General features: G+C 46.3%; 15 protein-coding genes. 2 read left to right on the plus strand and 13 right to left on the minus strand.

The annotated features are described in order from the left end of the window. Window positions 1-41 precede the first annotated feature (41 nt). From J7E78_RS14545 to leuB, 8 genes are all read right to left on the minus strand, one after another. Window positions 42-998, minus strand: a complete 957-nt coding sequence (locus tag J7E78_RS14545) for an aldolase catalytic domain-containing protein (protein WP_047842252.1) — start codon at window positions 996-998, stop codon at window positions 42-44. Window positions 999-1,081: 83 nt separating this feature from the next. Further along, window positions 1,082-2,395 (minus strand): DUF4129 domain-containing protein, encoded by a 1,314-nt coding sequence (locus J7E78_RS14550; RefSeq protein ID WP_215076971.1) that lies wholly within the window; start codon window positions 2,393-2,395, stop codon window positions 1,082-1,084. Next, on the minus strand, window positions 2,392-3,507 hold the full coding sequence (locus tag J7E78_RS14555) for a DUF58 domain-containing protein (protein WP_124113687.1): 1,116 nt from the start codon (window positions 3,505-3,507) through the stop codon (window positions 2,392-2,394). The genes J7E78_RS14550 and J7E78_RS14555 overlap by 4 nt, the downstream gene beginning before the upstream one ends. A 4-nt stretch (window positions 3,508-3,511) precedes the next feature. Beyond that, window positions 3,512-4,477: an AAA family ATPase gene (locus tag J7E78_RS14560; protein ID WP_215076972.1), complete on the minus strand. Its 966-nt coding sequence runs from the start codon at window positions 4,475-4,477 to the stop codon at window positions 3,512-3,514. A 121-nt stretch (window positions 4,478-4,598) separates the two neighbouring features. Then, a complete protein-coding gene (locus tag J7E78_RS14565; RefSeq protein ID WP_215076973.1) occupies window positions 4,599-5,705 on the minus strand; it encodes a PAS domain-containing sensor histidine kinase in 1,107 nt (368 codons plus the stop codon). Between the two features lie 447 nt (window positions 5,706-6,152). Next, window positions 6,153-6,569: a hypothetical protein gene (locus J7E78_RS14570; protein WP_017689649.1), complete on the minus strand. Its 417-nt coding sequence runs from the start codon at window positions 6,567-6,569 to the stop codon at window positions 6,153-6,155. A 348-nt stretch (window positions 6,570-6,917) separates the two neighbouring features. Further along, complete coding sequence (locus J7E78_RS14575; protein WP_036610146.1) at window positions 6,918-7,457, minus strand: peroxiredoxin; 540 nt, start codon at window positions 7,455-7,457, stop codon at window positions 6,918-6,920. A 278-nt stretch (window positions 7,458-7,735) separates the two neighbouring features. Next, window positions 7,736-8,821, minus strand: a complete 1,086-nt coding sequence (gene leuB, locus J7E78_RS14580; RefSeq protein WP_215076974.1) for a 3-isopropylmalate dehydrogenase — start codon at window positions 8,819-8,821, stop codon at window positions 7,736-7,738. Between the two features lie 234 nt (window positions 8,822-9,055). Here leuB and J7E78_RS14585 point away from each other — a divergent pair, with 234 nt between their 5' ends. Continuing rightward, window positions 9,056-10,036, plus strand: coding sequence for an aldo/keto reductase (locus J7E78_RS14585; RefSeq protein WP_215076975.1), 981 nt, complete (start codon window positions 9,056-9,058; stop codon window positions 10,034-10,036). A gap of 259 nt (window positions 10,037-10,295) precedes the next feature. On the opposite strand, the gene J7E78_RS14590 is transcribed toward J7E78_RS14585, so the two are convergent. The 4 genes from J7E78_RS14590 to ilvB all read right to left on the minus strand — a co-directional run bounded on the left by J7E78_RS14590 (window position 10,296) and on the right by ilvB (window position 15,463). Further along, window positions 10,296-11,837 carry a 2-isopropylmalate synthase gene (locus J7E78_RS14590; protein ID WP_215076976.1) on the minus strand — a complete coding sequence of 514 codons (1,542 nt, stop codon included), beginning with the start codon at window positions 11,835-11,837 and terminating at the stop codon, window positions 10,296-10,298. A 139-nt stretch (window positions 11,838-11,976) separates the two neighbouring features. Further along, window positions 11,977-12,969, minus strand: coding sequence for a ketol-acid reductoisomerase (ilvC, locus tag J7E78_RS14595; protein ID WP_036669754.1), 993 nt, complete (start codon window positions 12,967-12,969; stop codon window positions 11,977-11,979). A gap of 263 nt (window positions 12,970-13,232) precedes the next feature. Next, window positions 13,233-13,715, minus strand: a complete 483-nt coding sequence (gene ilvN / locus J7E78_RS14600; RefSeq protein WP_024628317.1) for an acetolactate synthase small subunit — start codon at window positions 13,713-13,715, stop codon at window positions 13,233-13,235. Further along, window positions 13,712-15,463 (minus strand): biosynthetic-type acetolactate synthase large subunit, encoded by a 1,752-nt coding sequence (ilvB, locus tag J7E78_RS14605; RefSeq protein ID WP_215076977.1) that lies wholly within the window; start codon window positions 15,461-15,463, stop codon window positions 13,712-13,714. Before ilvB ends, ilvN begins: the two co-directional genes overlap by 4 nt. 603 nt (window positions 15,464-16,066) lie before the next feature. Between ilvB and J7E78_RS14610 the strand changes: the two genes are divergently transcribed. Next, entirely contained in the window at window positions 16,067-16,510 is a 444-nt protein-coding gene (locus tag J7E78_RS14610; protein WP_397330577.1) for a GNAT family N-acetyltransferase, read from the plus strand. Window positions 16,511-16,516: 6 nt separating this feature from the next. On the opposite strand, the gene J7E78_RS14615 is transcribed toward J7E78_RS14610, so the two are convergent. Beyond that, a complete protein-coding gene (locus J7E78_RS14615) occupies window positions 16,517-16,906 on the minus strand; it encodes a hypothetical protein (protein WP_215076979.1) in 390 nt (129 codons plus the stop codon).

Here is a 16,906-nt window from a genome sequence, read left to right on the forward strand (position 1 = left end):
AGTCCATGTTTTCCTAATTTGCAACTGTATTTCAGACTATATTACTTATCAAAATTCACTTCTGGTGTTGTTAATTTATCATAGAAATCAACAACCTTATCCTTGTCTTCGGATGAACGAATCGCCATCGCTGAACGTGGATGCTCGTCCAACGCACCTGTAATCATGTAAGGCAGAATGTAACCCCATTCTTCTTTTTCTCTCAGTGGAACCATCAGCTGTTCCAATACACCAAGTACTGGACGCAGATTGTATTTCGTTCCTTTGAGATGAGCTACGAGCAATTCGGTTGGACAGTTCCCTGCTGCACGGCCCATACCATACACAGAAGCATCAAGCAGTTCAACGCCAAGTTCTGCCGCAACCAATGTGTTAGAAAATGCAAGCTGCATATTATTATGTGTGTGAACACCAAGACGCTTGTTAGGCAAGTGAGTCTTGAACTTCTCTACCAGATATTTCACATCATTATGATCCAGACTGCCGTAAGAATCTACAATGTAAACAACATCCACAGCGCTTTCTTTGATCAATTCAAATGCTTCCAGCAATTCATTCTCCATAACATTGGAGAGTGCCATAATATTAAGTGTAGTTTCGTATCCACGATCATGGAATGTTTGAACCAGTGCAAGTGCCTTGTCTACATCTTTGCTGTAGCAAGCAACCCGGATCAGATCCAGCATGCTCTCACTGCGAGGCAAGATATCATTTTCGTCCACACGACCTACGTCAACCAGTGCAGACAGTTTGGTATTGCCTTTTTGAGGAATAACTTTACGCAGGAAATCATCGTTCAGGAAACGCCATGGTCCTGCTTCCTCGGCGCCTTTAAGCAACTTCGGAGAGTTCTTATATCCAATTTCCATATAATCAACGCCAGCTTCATTCAATCCAGCATATAGCTGTTGAACAAAGTCCACACTAAAGTCCCAATTATTCACCAATCCGCCATCACGGATCGTACAATCTACAATTTTGCAATGATTTGTCTTCATTAATGTCTGCTCCTTTTCTGACCAACTTGTGTATTCCTCTCATGATACTTGAACGTGACAAGAAAAGTAAAGGGATTCCGGACTTATTTACTTCGATAAGATTTCCAGATTCGGTCAATCTCAACCATATCGGAACGATCGGGAGCTTTCTCTCCATAACGAACGGCATTATACGTATCTGGCAGTCTCGCAGACAGCTCATCTTCTTCTAACTTCACACCACTCTGAATAATGGTCTGTGCAGCCTCCAGGGGAGTGTGCGTCCCCTGTATTTCGACGCCTCGATGAGCGGCTTTTTCAATCCAAGTCCGATAGTAATACCGAACACGTTCAGCATCCTGCGCAGGTGGCGCTTCTTTCTTACGAAACCAATTCTTTCGGACTTTTGCTGGCGCATCAAGCGTCTCACTGACATCGATATACTCCGTCCGTGGTTCTGCCTTCTTTTCACCTGGTTGTAACATCCCCTTGAATCGATCCATAAGTCTGTTTATCGTTTTTTGACCCAACCTCATAAGCAGCCACAGGATTGCTCCTGCTACAGCACACATCACTACCCACCCGAGGATGTTCCAGAAGACTGAGGGCTCGGATGGCGGCTCTCTCCAGTCATTCGGTATATTTAGCGGCTGATTGGGGTTGTCCATTGGTAATCGTGGCTCCTCGCCGGAAATCGGACCAAACCATCCCCTGATCCATGCAAGCAAGCGGTCACGCAGCGGCCCCAGCCAGGCAGCCAGACTTGGGAAAGCACCGATCGCGACGATGACAACAAACATCCACATGAACCTCTGATGATTCGCACGTGCAAAATCTCGTAATACCAATCTTCTCTTGCCGTCATTGAGCATTGCCTGATCCAGTTGCAGCATATATCGTCCAACTAGCCAAAAGGCAAAGCTGATCACTCCCGCAATATAGATCCATATGGTGTAGGTTCGTATCGGCTGCATGAACTCCAACGAATTCGAAGCAATCATAAGCAAGATTGCACTGATTACACCCATAATCTGCAAGCGCCATAACAACACTGAATGAAAGACTGGCTGGAAGGTCAGACCTGCATAAGCCGATATGACTCCACACAGTACCAATGTGATGATATCCGACAATGGGAGAATGAGGCTCATCCCAACAACGAGTGCGAAGAGAAATCCTATGATGAGTGCCGTTACTCCACGAATGAAAGTACTCTTCTCGCTAAAACCTGGAATTTTATGCTGAATGAACTGTCCTAACCAACCTACAAGAACGACCAGGATGAATACTGTGAACGGCAAATGTTCCATTGCGTAGAATGAAGCAAGCGTAAATATCGGAAAAAGGTATATGCCAGCCATCAAGACGGCAAGCATTGCTATGAGTCCTTTTGTCGTCGCCACCGGTCTGTTCCTCATGCACTCACCGCCTTCGTATTACCCTTCACGTCCTCTACCGGGAGAATCGTCACACGATGTCCTTGTTCGTGTAGGCGTGCAATCTCGTGCTCCATAGCGGCAGATACATAGGATGTAATTAGCAGATAGCTGCGGATTTGCTGTGCTTCTTCATTCAGACGTACTTCATCATTCAGGAATTGCTCCATGGGAACCATACATTTCAACTCTGTCTCTGCCATAGCTTCCAGTAACCTTTCCAGATGGGGCGTGCCATAATCCGGCTCAATCCGAAGTGTATCGCGGCCTCCACCCACATGATAACCATTATGGGCGAAGCCTGCCGGCAACCCTCTACCGATGGCATCCACTGCAGCCGTGGCTGCGTAACGGAGTGCCCGCTCAATCTTTTCCGGTCGAGTGACAACACTCCACATATCTGCCGATTCCTGAATGTTGACTACAATCCAGGATTGCGGATCAGCTGTCCATCCCTGCTTGTAGACTTGTAATTCACCTGTACGTGCACTCGCTTTCCAGTGAATACGATTCATGGGGTCTCCTGCACCATAAGGCCGAACACCCAGGATCAAGAAAGGATCTTCAACGATCCATCGTGATACTTCCACTTCTCCCTGCCATACCTGATAAATTGCAGGAAGATCCTCTGCATTCACTAATGAAGGATACACGACCATAGACATTTGCAAAGGAATCGGTTTGGTGGAACGCCACACACCAAAGAGATCCCCACCTGTCATCGTTGCTGTATTTAATGGATAAATTCCACGCTGAGTACATGTAAAAGGATGCTTGCGCGTAATACGAGTAAACGGTTTTAACGTAAAAATGCTCTTATGGTTCTGATAGATCTCGCCTTGACTAATATCCATACCTGAACCGGAACGAAATACAAACGACACTGGCATCATCGATTCTAGTCTGAGCCACGGTACGGAGACTCGTTTCTCATTTGATATCGTCTCCACCATCTCAAGTTCATCTCCAGCGTAACAACGCAGCTTGCTGAATTGTCTGCTGTACTTGAGCTTTCGCAGTGCAGGTCGTCCAAACCACACACCATGTATAACAACGACAATGCCTCCAACAAGGACAAGCCATAATAATGCCATAAGACTAACGCCCGCTTGTAGCGAGATTCTCCGTAGGAACTTCTGTCTGATTCAGAAGTTCCTGGATGATACGCTCAGCCAAGCCCTCTTGTTGTCTGATCCGGTTACGGAATACCAGTCGGTGGGCCAGCACAGGTTCCGCCAGCACTTTAATATCATCAGGTAAAACAAAGTCTCTGCCATGCAGTGCAGCCCATGCCTGACTTGCCTTGAGTAATGCCTGAGCCCCTCGTGGACTTACGCCAAGCGAGAGCTCTGGATGTTGCCTTGTCGCTTCGGTTAACTGAATGATATATCGCAGCAAATCTTCGTTGATCTGCACTGTTTTATACGTATCCTGTGCCTTCAAAAGTTCTTCACGACTGATCACTGCCGAGAGATCATCAACAGAACGACTGGCTATCGTACGTCTCAAGATTTCTACACTCTCTTCACTGCTCGGATAACCCATGCGAATTTTCATCATAAAACGATCCATCTGCGCTTCAGGTAGCGGAAAAGTTCCCTGGTTATCTACAGGGTTCTGAGTGGCGATAACGATAAATGGCCGTTCCAGCTGTCTCGTTGAACCGTCGATACTGATCTGGCGCTCTTCCATGCACTCCAGCAAACTTGATTGCGTACGCGGTGTAGCCCGGTTAATCTCATCGGCTAGTACAAGATTGGCAAACAAGGGGCCGGGTCGGAATTCAAAATCCCCTTCTTTTTGATTAAAAAAATGAATCCCTGTTAAGTCAGAGGGCAGCAAGTCCGGTGTAAACTGTATCCGTTGGAAGGTGCAGTCCAATGAAGAGGCTACCGATTTGGCAAGCATCGTTTTCCCGGTACCCGGTACATCCTCCAGCAGTACGTGTCCTGACGCTATGATTGCTGTCATCACCAGCTCTATCGTATGCTCTTTTCCCACAATCACTTTTCCCACGTGATCCATCAATTGTTGATTCATTCGTTCCATTCCTTGGATTTCCATCTGCATCTCATCCTTCCGTTATGGAGCTTATGTATTCGCATTCATTACTAACTATAACCTTTATTGGCAACATAAAACAAAGGAGTCGGCAAATACCCGACTCCTTGACTCCCCACTTTTCTCAATATACCAAGGGTAACATAATCATAAACCGCGTACCTTCGCCCTTTTTGCTATCCACAGAGATGGTGCCTCCATGGTTCTTGATGATTCGGTAACTCACCGAGAGTCCAAGCCCCGTCCCGCTCTCCTTGGTCGTGAAGAATGGATCAAACAGACGGACAAGCGTGTTATGGTCCATCCCATGACCGTTATCCGCGATGGAGATCTGCACAAACTTGTTTTCCGTGGCGGTAGATATTCGAATTAGACCCGTATGTTCTTCGCCAACTTCCTCAATGGCATCCATTGCGTTTTTCACCATATTCAAAATAACCTGCTTAATCTGTTTGACATCAATGGACACATTCAGCGGGGCATCCCCTTCATCCAGTATGATCTCGCATCCCTTCATCAAACCTTCGCTTTCTGTCAGCAAGACCACCTCTTTGAGCAAAGAGTCGACGGACATCACGGTCTTCTGTGGAGCTGACGGTTTGGAAGAATTCAAAAATTCGTAGATGATGTCGTTCGCCCGATCAATCTCCGTCAGTATGATTCGAGCGTACTCGTCTTTGCCGAGCTGCAGCAAATGGGGCCTGAGCAATTGGATAAACCCACGGATTGCAGTCAACGGATTACGAATTTCATGAGCAATAGATGCTGAAATCCGCCCCAGCATCGCAAGTTTGTCATTTTGATAAGCGGTCTGTTCAATTTGTTTATAATCAGATACATCTTTGACGCTGAATAAAAAGTCGCCATCCATCTGATCACCGTACGTCACAGTAACCAGCCAATGCCTTCCGTATTCATCAATCAACTCATGATAGCGCTTACGATGAAAAATGGTTTCCCGATAGATACGTAAAATTTTCTTTTTCTTGAATCGGCTCATCTGCGGATGATGCAGCATTTGCATCAGGGTGCAGCCGCTCAACAGACTTCTTGGAAGCTCCAACAACTTTGCCATCTGAACGTTAATAAACGTCAATACACCGTGACTGTCAAACAACATAATACCGCTATCCAGATGCTCGAGTACATTCTCGTACTTGTTGTAATCCAGATGCACAGGCGGGAATCCATCCGTTGGTTGAGGCACTGTATCCTGAAATTCACTAATCATGTCAGGTTCCTCCTTTTCACGTAAATGATAAACTTGCCATTCGGACATCATATCATCACAGAAACAGGAAGGGCCGATTTTATTGTTCATTACCGGTGCCCTTTCGTTGGGGGGCTGAGCCGAAAATATGGATGGCATGGCCGGAACTCAAGCTGGTCTATTCCCGGTAACCAACAGTCGATCCGGAAAATCATATACGTTTGTTCCATTCTGACCTTCACCTATTCCCAAACACGAACATTTTTTGCTCCGCCTCTTTTGCAAGTCTGTTTTTATCATAGACAAGTTTATAGAAGAGAGTCAATCGGAGAAAGTGTCGAATGGAAATTATTTTAAAAAAAACCTCGAATTAGTTCCAGAACAACACACAAAAACGAAGCCGTTTCACCCCATAGGCAAATCAGCTTCGTTTTTAATATCTTTAATTTGTGATATATCCGAGATCATCTATAGTCCGGTCTTATTATGCTGAATTTTCAGTCTGCGCTGACTCATCACAGCTAATCGACGTTTAAGTTCGCTTTCCCACTTCTCGTCTTTTGTTTCCTTCGCGAGCCTGAGCAAATCCAGAGCCATATCAATCTGGCGCTGCACAATGACCATGGCATCCTCGCTCTCACGGTTTACACAGTTTTCGAAAATGGCATCCTCATCTTCTGTTACATAATCTTGAAAATCGATCTCGGATGCACCGTCTCCATGCGCATATTCAGCCAGAATTTCATATTCATTTTCCACTTTATAATGCACCTCAACCCGGTGACACACCGGACAAAACAGCAGGGGAACATTATGAACCTGGGTGCGGTAATGCTTCAGCGTGCCCTTCGTTCCAACCATACTTGCCCCACAACAGTAACTCATTTTTGTTCACCCTCCTTATTACGTGCCGGGACTTTTTTGTTAAAATGTCATCCCGTACACTTCCAGCACTTCCGAAAAGGAATAGTTCCATCAGTGTATCACATTCATGTACATATTATAAATGCAGAGCACCGGAATATTTACCGGGTTTCCATACCCTATTCGCCTTAAAGGCCATCAATTCCTCTTTCAGCAGATAAAAAGAAGACTTTCTATTATTAACACGCTTAGCTGCTTGTTCAAACACTTTTGATTAACTTCGTTATAATTTTCGGCAAAAGGGTGCAAAAAGCCCTCAATCCCTAACGGGATGAGGGCTTGAACAAAAACCGTTCAAGTTAACCTGGCTTACAGGTTAGTGTCGCCTGGTTTCCAGTTCATTGCACACAATCCGCCAGATTGCAGTGCTTGCAGTACGCGAAGTGTTTCTTCAACACTACGGCCTACATCGTTGTGGTTAACCACTTGATATTTCAATTCGCCTTCTGGATCGATGATGAACAGACCGCGCAATGCTACGCCTTCTTCTTCGATCAGAACGCCGTAATCTTTAGCCACTTGCTTCGTGATGTCAGAAGCCAGCGGGAAGTTCAATTGACCCAGACCATTGCTGTCTACAGGTGTGTTGATCCATGCTTTGTGGCTGTGTACGGAGTCTACGCTCACGCCAAGAATTTCTGTATCCAAAGCTTTGAATTGCTCGGAAGCAACGCTCAAAGCTGTAATTTCAGTTGGGCACACAAATGTGAAGTCCAAAGGATAAAAGAAGAATACAAGCCATTTGCCACGATAATCGGACAGTTTAACGGAACCAAAATCTTGTCCGTCTCCTGATACTGTTTCCATTGCGAAATCCGGTGCTGGTCTACCTACCAAACGTTCTGCCATAACTAAAAATTCCTCCTTTGGGATTATGTAAGCATCCTTGCGGATTGCTCATCATCAAGAAAAACGAGAACGCTTTTCCTGTAATTAAAATGATTTGATACTTGATAACAAGTACAAGTAAAATGTTATCATCCGGACTTCCCAAAGTCAAGATTATAAACATTATTTTTTTATAATAATTATAAATAAGGATCTTTCGTGGCAAATAATGATAAAGAAACAGCCCTCTGTACATTCCATAACTGGAAACAAAGGGCTGCCTGTAGTTGGAAATATAATTACGCTTGTTTCTGAATAGCCGCCACGATCAAATCGCCCATTTCGGTCGTGCTGATCGCTGTGCTCTTGTCTACAGCAATATCACTCGTGCGGTGTCCTGCGTTCAATACATCCGACACAGCTGCTTCAATGGCATCCGCACCTTCTGCATAACCAAAGGTTGTGCGGAACATCAACGCCAAAGAGAGAATGGTTGCTATCGGATTAGCGAGGCCTTGACCTGCGATATCCGGTGCAGAACCGTGTACCGGCTCATAGAGTCCAAAGCTGCCCTCTCCCAGTGATGCAGATGCGAGCATACCGATGGAGCCTGTCAACATCGCTGCTTCATCACTCAAGATATCTCCGAACATGTTTTCCGTTACGATAACATCAAAGCTTGCTGGACGACGCAGCAATTGCATCGCGCAGTTGTCTACCAGCACATGCTCCAGTTCAACATCGGGATAATCCGGTGCTACCCGGTTCACGACTTCACGCCAGAGACGGGAAGTTTCCAATACGTTAGCTTTGTCTACAGAAGCCAGCTTTTTGCGACGTCCTTGCGCAATTTCGAATGCCTGACGAACGATCCGCTCCACTTCTGTTACATTATATGCACATGTATCCACAGCCTCTTCGCCCTGTGCACTTTCACGTCTGAACTTCTCTCCGAAGTAGATACCACCTGTCAGCTCACGTACCACCATCAGATCTGTACCTTCCAGTACTTCAGGCTTCAGAGTTGAAGCATCTTTCAGGCAATCAAATACAACAGCCGGACGCAGGTTGGAGAACAATCCGAGCGCTTTGCGAATACCCAGCAGGCCTGTTTCCGGACGAAGCTCCTTGCTGTTGTTATCCCATTTCGGACCGCCAACCGCTCCAAGCAGGACTGCATCTGCACTTTTACATACGTTCAGTGTTTCTTCAGGAAGAGGTGTACCCTTCTCATCAATCGCGATTCCGCCAAACAACGCATGCTCTGTCTCAAAACGATAACCGAATACTTCCTCTGTACGTTTAAGCACTTTCTCAGCCTCAGCTACGACTTCAGGGCCGATTCCGTCACCGGCAATAACTGCAATCTTTTTCACGTCTGCCATTGGGTTGTCCACTCCTTATATTTCATTCATTAATTATTCATAAAAGTAACGTCTCATATTATCTATCTCTTTTGTATCATATTCCAAGGTCATTTGACCAAGATATACAATCTATGACTTTAATAGATTTTACCTATAAGCCAATAGACATTAGTCTTTCCAAGTTGTTCTGACCTCCCGGCTGGGTTAAAATATAGCTGAATTCAAATCAGGTACGCAGGAGGGATAAGCAACATGCAATATTCGTATTTGGGTAAATCAGGCCTTAAGGTCAGCCGAATCTGTCTCGGAACCATGAATTTTGGGCCTGCTACAGATGAAAAAGAAGCTTTCCGCATTATGGACGCAGCACTTGATGCAGGCGTGAATTTTTTTGATACCGCTAACATCTACGGCTGGGGTGAAAATTCCGGCCTTACCGAAGAAATTATCGGACGCTGGTTCAACCAGGGTGGTGGCAGACGCGAAAAAGTAGTTCTGGCCACCAAAGTCTATGGCTCCATGCATGATGATACAGACGGCCCCAACAACGAAGCCGGCCTCTCTGCCTACAAAATCAGACGGCATCTGGAGGGTTCCCTCCGCCGCTTACAGACCGATCATATCGAGCTGTACCAGATGCATCATGTGGACCCTGCCATATCGTGGGACGAGCTGTGGGGTTCGTTCGAGAATGCCGTTCATCAGGGTAAAATCGGTTATGTAGGATCGAGTAACTTTGCCGCATGGCAGATTGCAATTGCTCAAAGCGAAGCCAAGAATCGTCATTTCCTCGGCCTGGTTTCCGAACAACATAAATACAGCCTTAACTGTCGTTTGCCTGAGTTGGAAGTATTGCCCGCTGCCAAAGAGCTGGGCCTCGGCGTCATTCCATGGAGTCCACTGGATGGTGGATTACTGGGACGCAACGCTCTGCAAAAGCTGGAAGGAACACGCAGCGGAGGCATCGCTGGACGGATCGAGCAGCAACAAACTCAGCTTGAAGAATTTGCCGCACTGTGTCGTGATCTCGGTGAACCACAGGATACGGTAGCTTTGGCCTGGGTTGCAGCCAATCCGGCAGTGACCGCCCCGATTATTGGACCGCGTACGCTGGAGCAGTTTGAGACCGCACTCAAATGTCTGGACGTAACTTTGGATGAAACCGTGCTCAAACGTCTGGATGAGATTTTCCCGGGCCCAGGTGGACATGCACCTAATGCATACGCGTGGTAATAGCTTGATGGCGTAAGCCAATGCAATAGGTAAGCGTAGAAAATGTATTGTGTTTCACTGCCATAATCATATAAATGCAAGCAAAGGAGTCTGACCCTCCACAGGAGAGTCAGACTCTTTGCGTCCCTCACTGAACGTAACAAAGCAAGCCGAACGATCTACGATATCAATTCAAATCAAGATATATCTTCCTGGCAGCGTACATGCGTCCAGCTTAAAGTTCAGTTTAATAAAGGGTGCGTACTTCTTGCACCAGACTCTACAGGTTAACGTTTACACGGTTCGTATATGTCTTGCGCTTCTCAATCAATTGATTCAGACCGTCCACATAGGCACGTGCACTTGCACCCAATATATCTGTGCTTACGCCACGTCCTTGTACCGAAACCTGATTCTGAGTCAGCACAACATGTACTTCACCCAATGCATCCTTACCATGCGTTACCGATTTGATGGAGTAGTCAGACAACGTTACGTCTTCCCCACTCACTTGGTCAATCGCATTGTAGATTGCATCTACCGATCCATTACCCTCTGCTTGCTTCTCAAGCGTATCCCCATCAAGCGTTGCAATGCGGACTTTGGCCGTTGGTACCGATTCATCTCCGTACGTTACGAAGATCGATTCCAGTTTGTACACCTCAGGTGCATCCTGCAATTTCTCTTCAATTACGGCAAGCAGATCTTCGTCAGTCACTTCTTTTTTCTTATCAGCCAGTTCTTTGAACTGGGCGAAAGCCCGATTCAATGCTTCTTCTTCCAGCTCATACCCCAAATCAATCAACCGCTCACGGAAAGCATGTCGACCAGAATGTTTACCCAGTACAAGTTTGCTTTCTTTCAGACCGATGGACTCTGGAGTCATAATCTCATATGTTGTTTTTTCCTTCAACATGCCATCCTGATGAATGCCAGATTCATGTGCGAAGGCATTTGCCCCAACAATGGCTTTGTTTCCAGGCACAACCATACCTGTCAAACGGCTAACCAAACGACTGGTCCGTGCAATCTCAGACAACTGCAGCGATGTTTTCGCCTGGAAAAATTCCTGACGTGTCTCCAGTGCCATAGCGATTTCCTCGATCGCCGTGTTCCCGGCACGTTCACCAATGCCATTGATCGTACCTTCGATCTGATCGGCTCCGTTGAGAATGGCTGCAAGTGTATTGGCCGTCGCCATACCCAAGTCATTATGACAGTGTGCACTCAGTTGTACCTTTTCAATGCCGTGTACATTCTCTTTGAGATGTTTGAAAATGTTTCCGTATTCATATGGGCTCAGGTAGCCAACCGTATCCGGAATATTCACAACGGCTGCACCTTCTTCAACAGCCATATTCACCATTTCCACGAGGAAATCATACTCGGTACGACCTGCATCCTCAAGTGAGAATTCAATCTTCGAGAATGTTTTCTTGGCATAACGAATCGCGGAACGAGCTGTATCCAGTACCTGCGCTTTGTCCATGCGCAATTTATGTTGGCGGTGAATAGGCGAAGTTGCCAGGAAAACGTGTATACACGGGTCCTGCGCACCTTTAAGTGCTTCCTTAACCGCATCAATGTCTTGCTCTCTGGAACGGGACAAGCCAATTACGGTCACATTTTTGACCGCATTTGCTACTGCATTGACAGCTGCCAGGTCACCTGGAGATGCCGCCGGGAACCCCGCTTCCATCCGGTCAATGCCAAGCCGCTCGAGCTGATGGGCAATTTCCACCTTTTCACGAGTGTTCAGATTGACTCCCGGGGATTGTTCTCCATCACGCAGCGTTGTGTCAAATACATAGATTTTACGCACGCTTCGCACCTCCTGTACTTGTTATTATATGTTTCTCTGAACCAGCAATAGCGGCTCACGCATAAGCACGGCCGCTATTCCCAGTTAAAGCTCTAAGTTTACTTGATTACCTTAAAGTGCACGCTCAAGAAGTTAATGCTTACTTCTTGATCCAGTGCATCATCTCACGCAATTGTCCGCCAACCACTTCGATTGGGTGTTCAGCTTCGTTACGACGAGTTGCTGTCAAGAATGCACGGCCGGATTGGTTTTCCAGAATGAAGTCGCGTGCGAATTTACCTTGTTGGATATCCGTCAGCACTTCTTTCATTGCTTTCTTCGTATCTTCAGTTACCACGCGAGGTCCAGTTACATAGTCACCGTACTCAGCTGTATTACTGATGGAATCACGCATGCTTGAAAGTCCGCCTTCATACATCATGTCAACGATCAGCTTCAGTTCGTGCAGACATTCGAAGTATGCCATTTCAGGAGCGTAACCCGCTTCTGTCAATGTTTCGAAACCAGCTTTTACCAATGCACTCACGCCACCACACAGAACAGCTTGCTCACCGAACAGATCTGTTTCTGTTTCTTCACGGAAGGAAGTTTCGATAACCCCTGCACGTGTACAACCGATACCTTTAGCATAAGCCAAACCGATTTCTTTTGCTTTACCCGTTGCATCTTGCTCAATCGCGATCAGGCCCGGTACACCAAAACCTTCCACATAAGTACGACGTACCATGTGACCAGGAGACTTAGGAGCTACCAGCAATACATCGCTGTTTTTTGGAGCAACGATTTGACCGAAATGAACGTTGAAACCATGTGAGAAGAGCAATGCAGCGCCTTCTTTCAGGTTTGGTTCGATTTCGTTTTTGTATACAGAAGCTTGAGTTTCGTCTGGCAGCAAGATTTGAACTACATCTGCGCGGCTTGTTGCTTCAGCCGGGGACAGAACTTCAAATCCGTCATTTTTTGCAGTGTCGAAGGATTTACCTTCACGAAGTCCGATGACTACGTTCAATCCGCTATCACGAAGGTTTTGAGCTTGGGCGTGGCCCTGGCTACCATAACCGATTACCGCGATCGTTTTTCCTTTCAATACGTTAAGCTCTGCATCCTGTTCATAATAAGTAGTTACTGGCATGTTTATAAGTCCTCCTTTGTATTGTAAAGAACCCTTCATTAATGAGCGGGTGTCTCAAGGGACCGACTCGCTTGGAGTGTCAAAAGCCTCTCTGGTCTGATCCGATCCGTTCAGACACCCGCCCATTAATGCGGGAATGTAGCTATATTTTCAAGCGTTACATCACTAAAATGTTACATTACAACTGTTAAGGGACTGACACTCTCACATAAGATCAACTGTATATGTTAGCTAACCGTCGTCCCTCTTCATTCATTATAGCTTTATACGTTGCCGCGTACCAATGCAGTTATGCCTGTACGGGACAATTCGCGAATGCCATATGGCTTGAGCAATTCAATCATAGCATCGATTTTGTCCGTATCTCCGACTACCTGCACAATCAGGCTGCCTGGACCAACATCTACAACAGATGCGCGGAATGTTTCTACCACACCCAGAATCTCAGGACGCTCGGAAGGCTCTGCTTTCACTTTGATCAGGGCAAGTTCACGGGCTACCATCGGTTTCAGGCTGAAATCAACCACTTTAATGACATCGATGATTTTGTACAATTGTTTCTCAATCTGCTCCAGCGTTTTATCGTCACCAATGGTGACAATAACCATCCGGGAGAGTCCAGGTTCTTCCGATTGACCTACGGTAATACTCTCAATGTTAAATCCGCGTCGACCGAACAACCCTGATACCCGCTGAAGGACGCCAGGCTGATCGTTTACCAGTATCGAGATCGTATGTCTTATCATTCGTCAGCATCCCCCATCAGCATTTGATCAATTGTCGCTCCTTGCGGAACCATTGGATATACATTTTCTTCCTTGCGTACTACGAATTCAACAACGACCGGTCCCGGTGTATTCAAGGCTTCCTGCCAAGCGCGCTCTGCTTCTTCCTTATTCGTTGCTCGCAGCCCTTTAACGCCATACGCTTCAGCCAGTTTAACAAAGTCCGGACTTCCTGCCAGATCAATGTGACTGTAACGGTTATCATAGATGAGCTCCTGCCATTGACGCACCATGCCCAGTACCTGATTGTTAATGATCACAATTTTTACCGGTATATTGTTAATGGCACAGATCGCGAGTTCTTGGGAACACATCTGCATTCCGCCGTCACCGTTAATGGAGATAACGAGTCTATCCGGATTAGCCATCTGAGCACCAATAGCAGAAGGGAATCCAAAGCCCATCGTTCCGAGACCACCCGAAGTTACCCAAGAACGCGGTTGATTAAATTTATAATATTGTGCTGCCCACATCTGATGTTGTCCCACATCCGTAGTTACAATCGCTTCACCTTTGGTTGTATCATTCAGCATTTCAACAACCCACTGGGGTTTCAGCACTTCGTCTGAATCCGTGTAGCTATAAGGTTTCTCTTGTTTCCACTGTTTGATCTGGTCTCTCCATGCATCTGCACGCTCTGCACGTCCAACTTCTTTGTTGGCTATTTCCAGTACCGTCTTCACATCACCAACGATTGGAATATCGGTTGCAATGTTTTTACCAATCTCAGCCGGATCAATATCGATATGAACGATTTTGGCATGTGGAGCGAATCCATCCAGCTTGCCTGTTACCCGATCATCGAATCGTGCACCGATATTAATCAGCAGGTCCGCTTTTTGAATAGCCTGATTGGAAGTGTACGTTCCGTGCATACCTGGCATACCCGTCCATAATTCATGACCGCTTGGGAATGCGCCTAGACCAAGAAGAGTGGTCGTAATTGGAATGCCTGTCTTCTCAACAAACTCGAACAGTTCTTCATGTCCTCCCGAGTATACCACACCGCCACCAGCCAGAATCATTGGACGTTCTGCTTCCTGAATGGCTTGGGCCAAACGGTCAACCTGCAGTTTGTTTGGTACTGTCCGTGGATTGTACCCTCTCAATATAACAGGTTCAGTTGTTGGTTCAAACAATGTTTTGTTCGCTGATACATCTTTCGGGATGTCGATCAGTACAGGACCTTTACGACCGGTATTGGCAATATGGAATGCCTCATGGATTACACTGGACAGATCTTTTACATCTTTCACCAGGTAACTGTGTTTGGTGATTGGCATTGTAATCCCGGTAATATCCGCTTCCTGGAAAGCATCTGAACCGATCAGGCTTGAAATAACGTTCCCCGTAATGACTACGAGTGGTACTGAATCCATATACGCTGTTGCAATACCCGTAACCAGATTCGTTGCTCCTGGTCCGGAAGTAGCGATGCAGACACCAACTTTGCCGCTTGCACGTGCATATCCGTCAGCTGCATGTATTGCACCTTGTTCGTGACGAGTGAGAACGTGTTTGAAATCCTCGAAACCATACATCGCATCGTAAATGTACAACACTGCGCCGCCCGGGTAACCAAATACGCACTCGACACCTTCAAGTAACAAACTTCTCAGCAGAATTTCGGATCCGCTAATGACCTCCGGCTTCATCCATTTTTCACGTAATTCATCTGTTGACCGCACTTCTGGAATTTGAGCTCCCATCAGTCATCCTCCTCTCGAAATTTACACCATTCTGACATTTAAAGTTACAAAAAAAACCTTCCATCCCTGCAAACAAGTTCATGCTTGCGAGGGACGAAAGGTTATCGCTTCCGTGGTACCACCCAACTTTGCCCGAAATTTCGCAATAACGGACCTTACCAGGTACAACAAAACGAATAGCTCAAACGAACATAGTCGTTTCCCATACCTGTTGTCTGTAACGCAGACATACGATTTTCCCTAATACGCGAAAGGAGTGACATCCAGTGCTTTTCAGGAAAACAGCTCCGAGGTGAGCTCGTATATAAGGGATAATGGTGGTGGTTTCAGCAATTCCAGCCACTCTCTGAGCAAAAGAGCCCTTAAAACTTCGTCCTCTTCATAGCCGATGAAATATTCTCGTTAAATGTTAGGAACATTATATGATTCCTCCAACCGATAAGTCAATACCTGTTTTGCATAAAAATTCAGAATACCTTCCTTCCTCTCTCTTCAACCTTTAAGGTTGCCCTAATCCCAGCGCTTCATTCAGTCACCTTTTATCTTGCTTCGGGCATAGGATATACGAGCAGCACGACTGGTCCTGAAAGGAGGCTCCGCATGGTGATTCGGCAACGCACATCCAAGCTGGATGATGGCGCCATCATGAAGCTGATTGACACTCAACTTGTGCCTCTCTCTCACATGAGTGAGAAAGAAATTAATAAAATCCGCAAAGAAATACCCCTGCGAATGAACAGGGGCATGACCTTTGTTGTCTCGCCGGAGCCAGATAAAGCTGCTGTGGCATTCATCCATTTTCTCATGCATGGGGAACTGCTCTATGTCGATATGATGGCCGTTAGTCCCAAAGAGCAACGCAAACGATACGGGCAAACTTTGTTGCTCAAAGCAGAGAGCTTTGCGGCATCCCGGGGTTGTAAAAGATCGAAGGTCATGGTGGATGAAGGCAATACCAAAGGGCTTCAGTTTTATCAAAAAAATGGATACAGCGCGATTCGATACATCATGATCAGCCGCTGCTACGAATTGGAAAAAACATTATAGAATGTCCTAGAAAAATCCTGGTGGACGTGGGCCCGGACCATAAGGACCGAATCCAGGTCCCGGGCCAAAACCGCCACCAGGTCCTCCAGGTCCATATCCCGGTCCGTAGCCTGGACCATATCCTGGTCCCGGTTTTGGTCCAGGTCCAAACCCTGGACCGAAGCCGGGACCAGCTCCATAAGCATAAGGCAGTGTGGCAATAGCGAGCAGGTCAAACAATACCAGTGGCAGAATCGCTTTTGTACGTACTTTTTTGCCATTTAGACGCTTCAGTACCAGTTTGTTGCCCGATACTTTCAACAGCTTTCCCGTAACCCGAGTGCCGTCTTTTTTGATTGCAACAATATTTTTGCCTATTAATTTCATCGCTTCATCACGCGTAACTTGTTGTTTCAT

Source organism: Paenibacillus polymyxa, assembly GCF_018614975.1.
GTDB lineage: Bacteria > Bacillota > Bacilli > Paenibacillales > Paenibacillaceae > Paenibacillus > Paenibacillus polymyxa_E.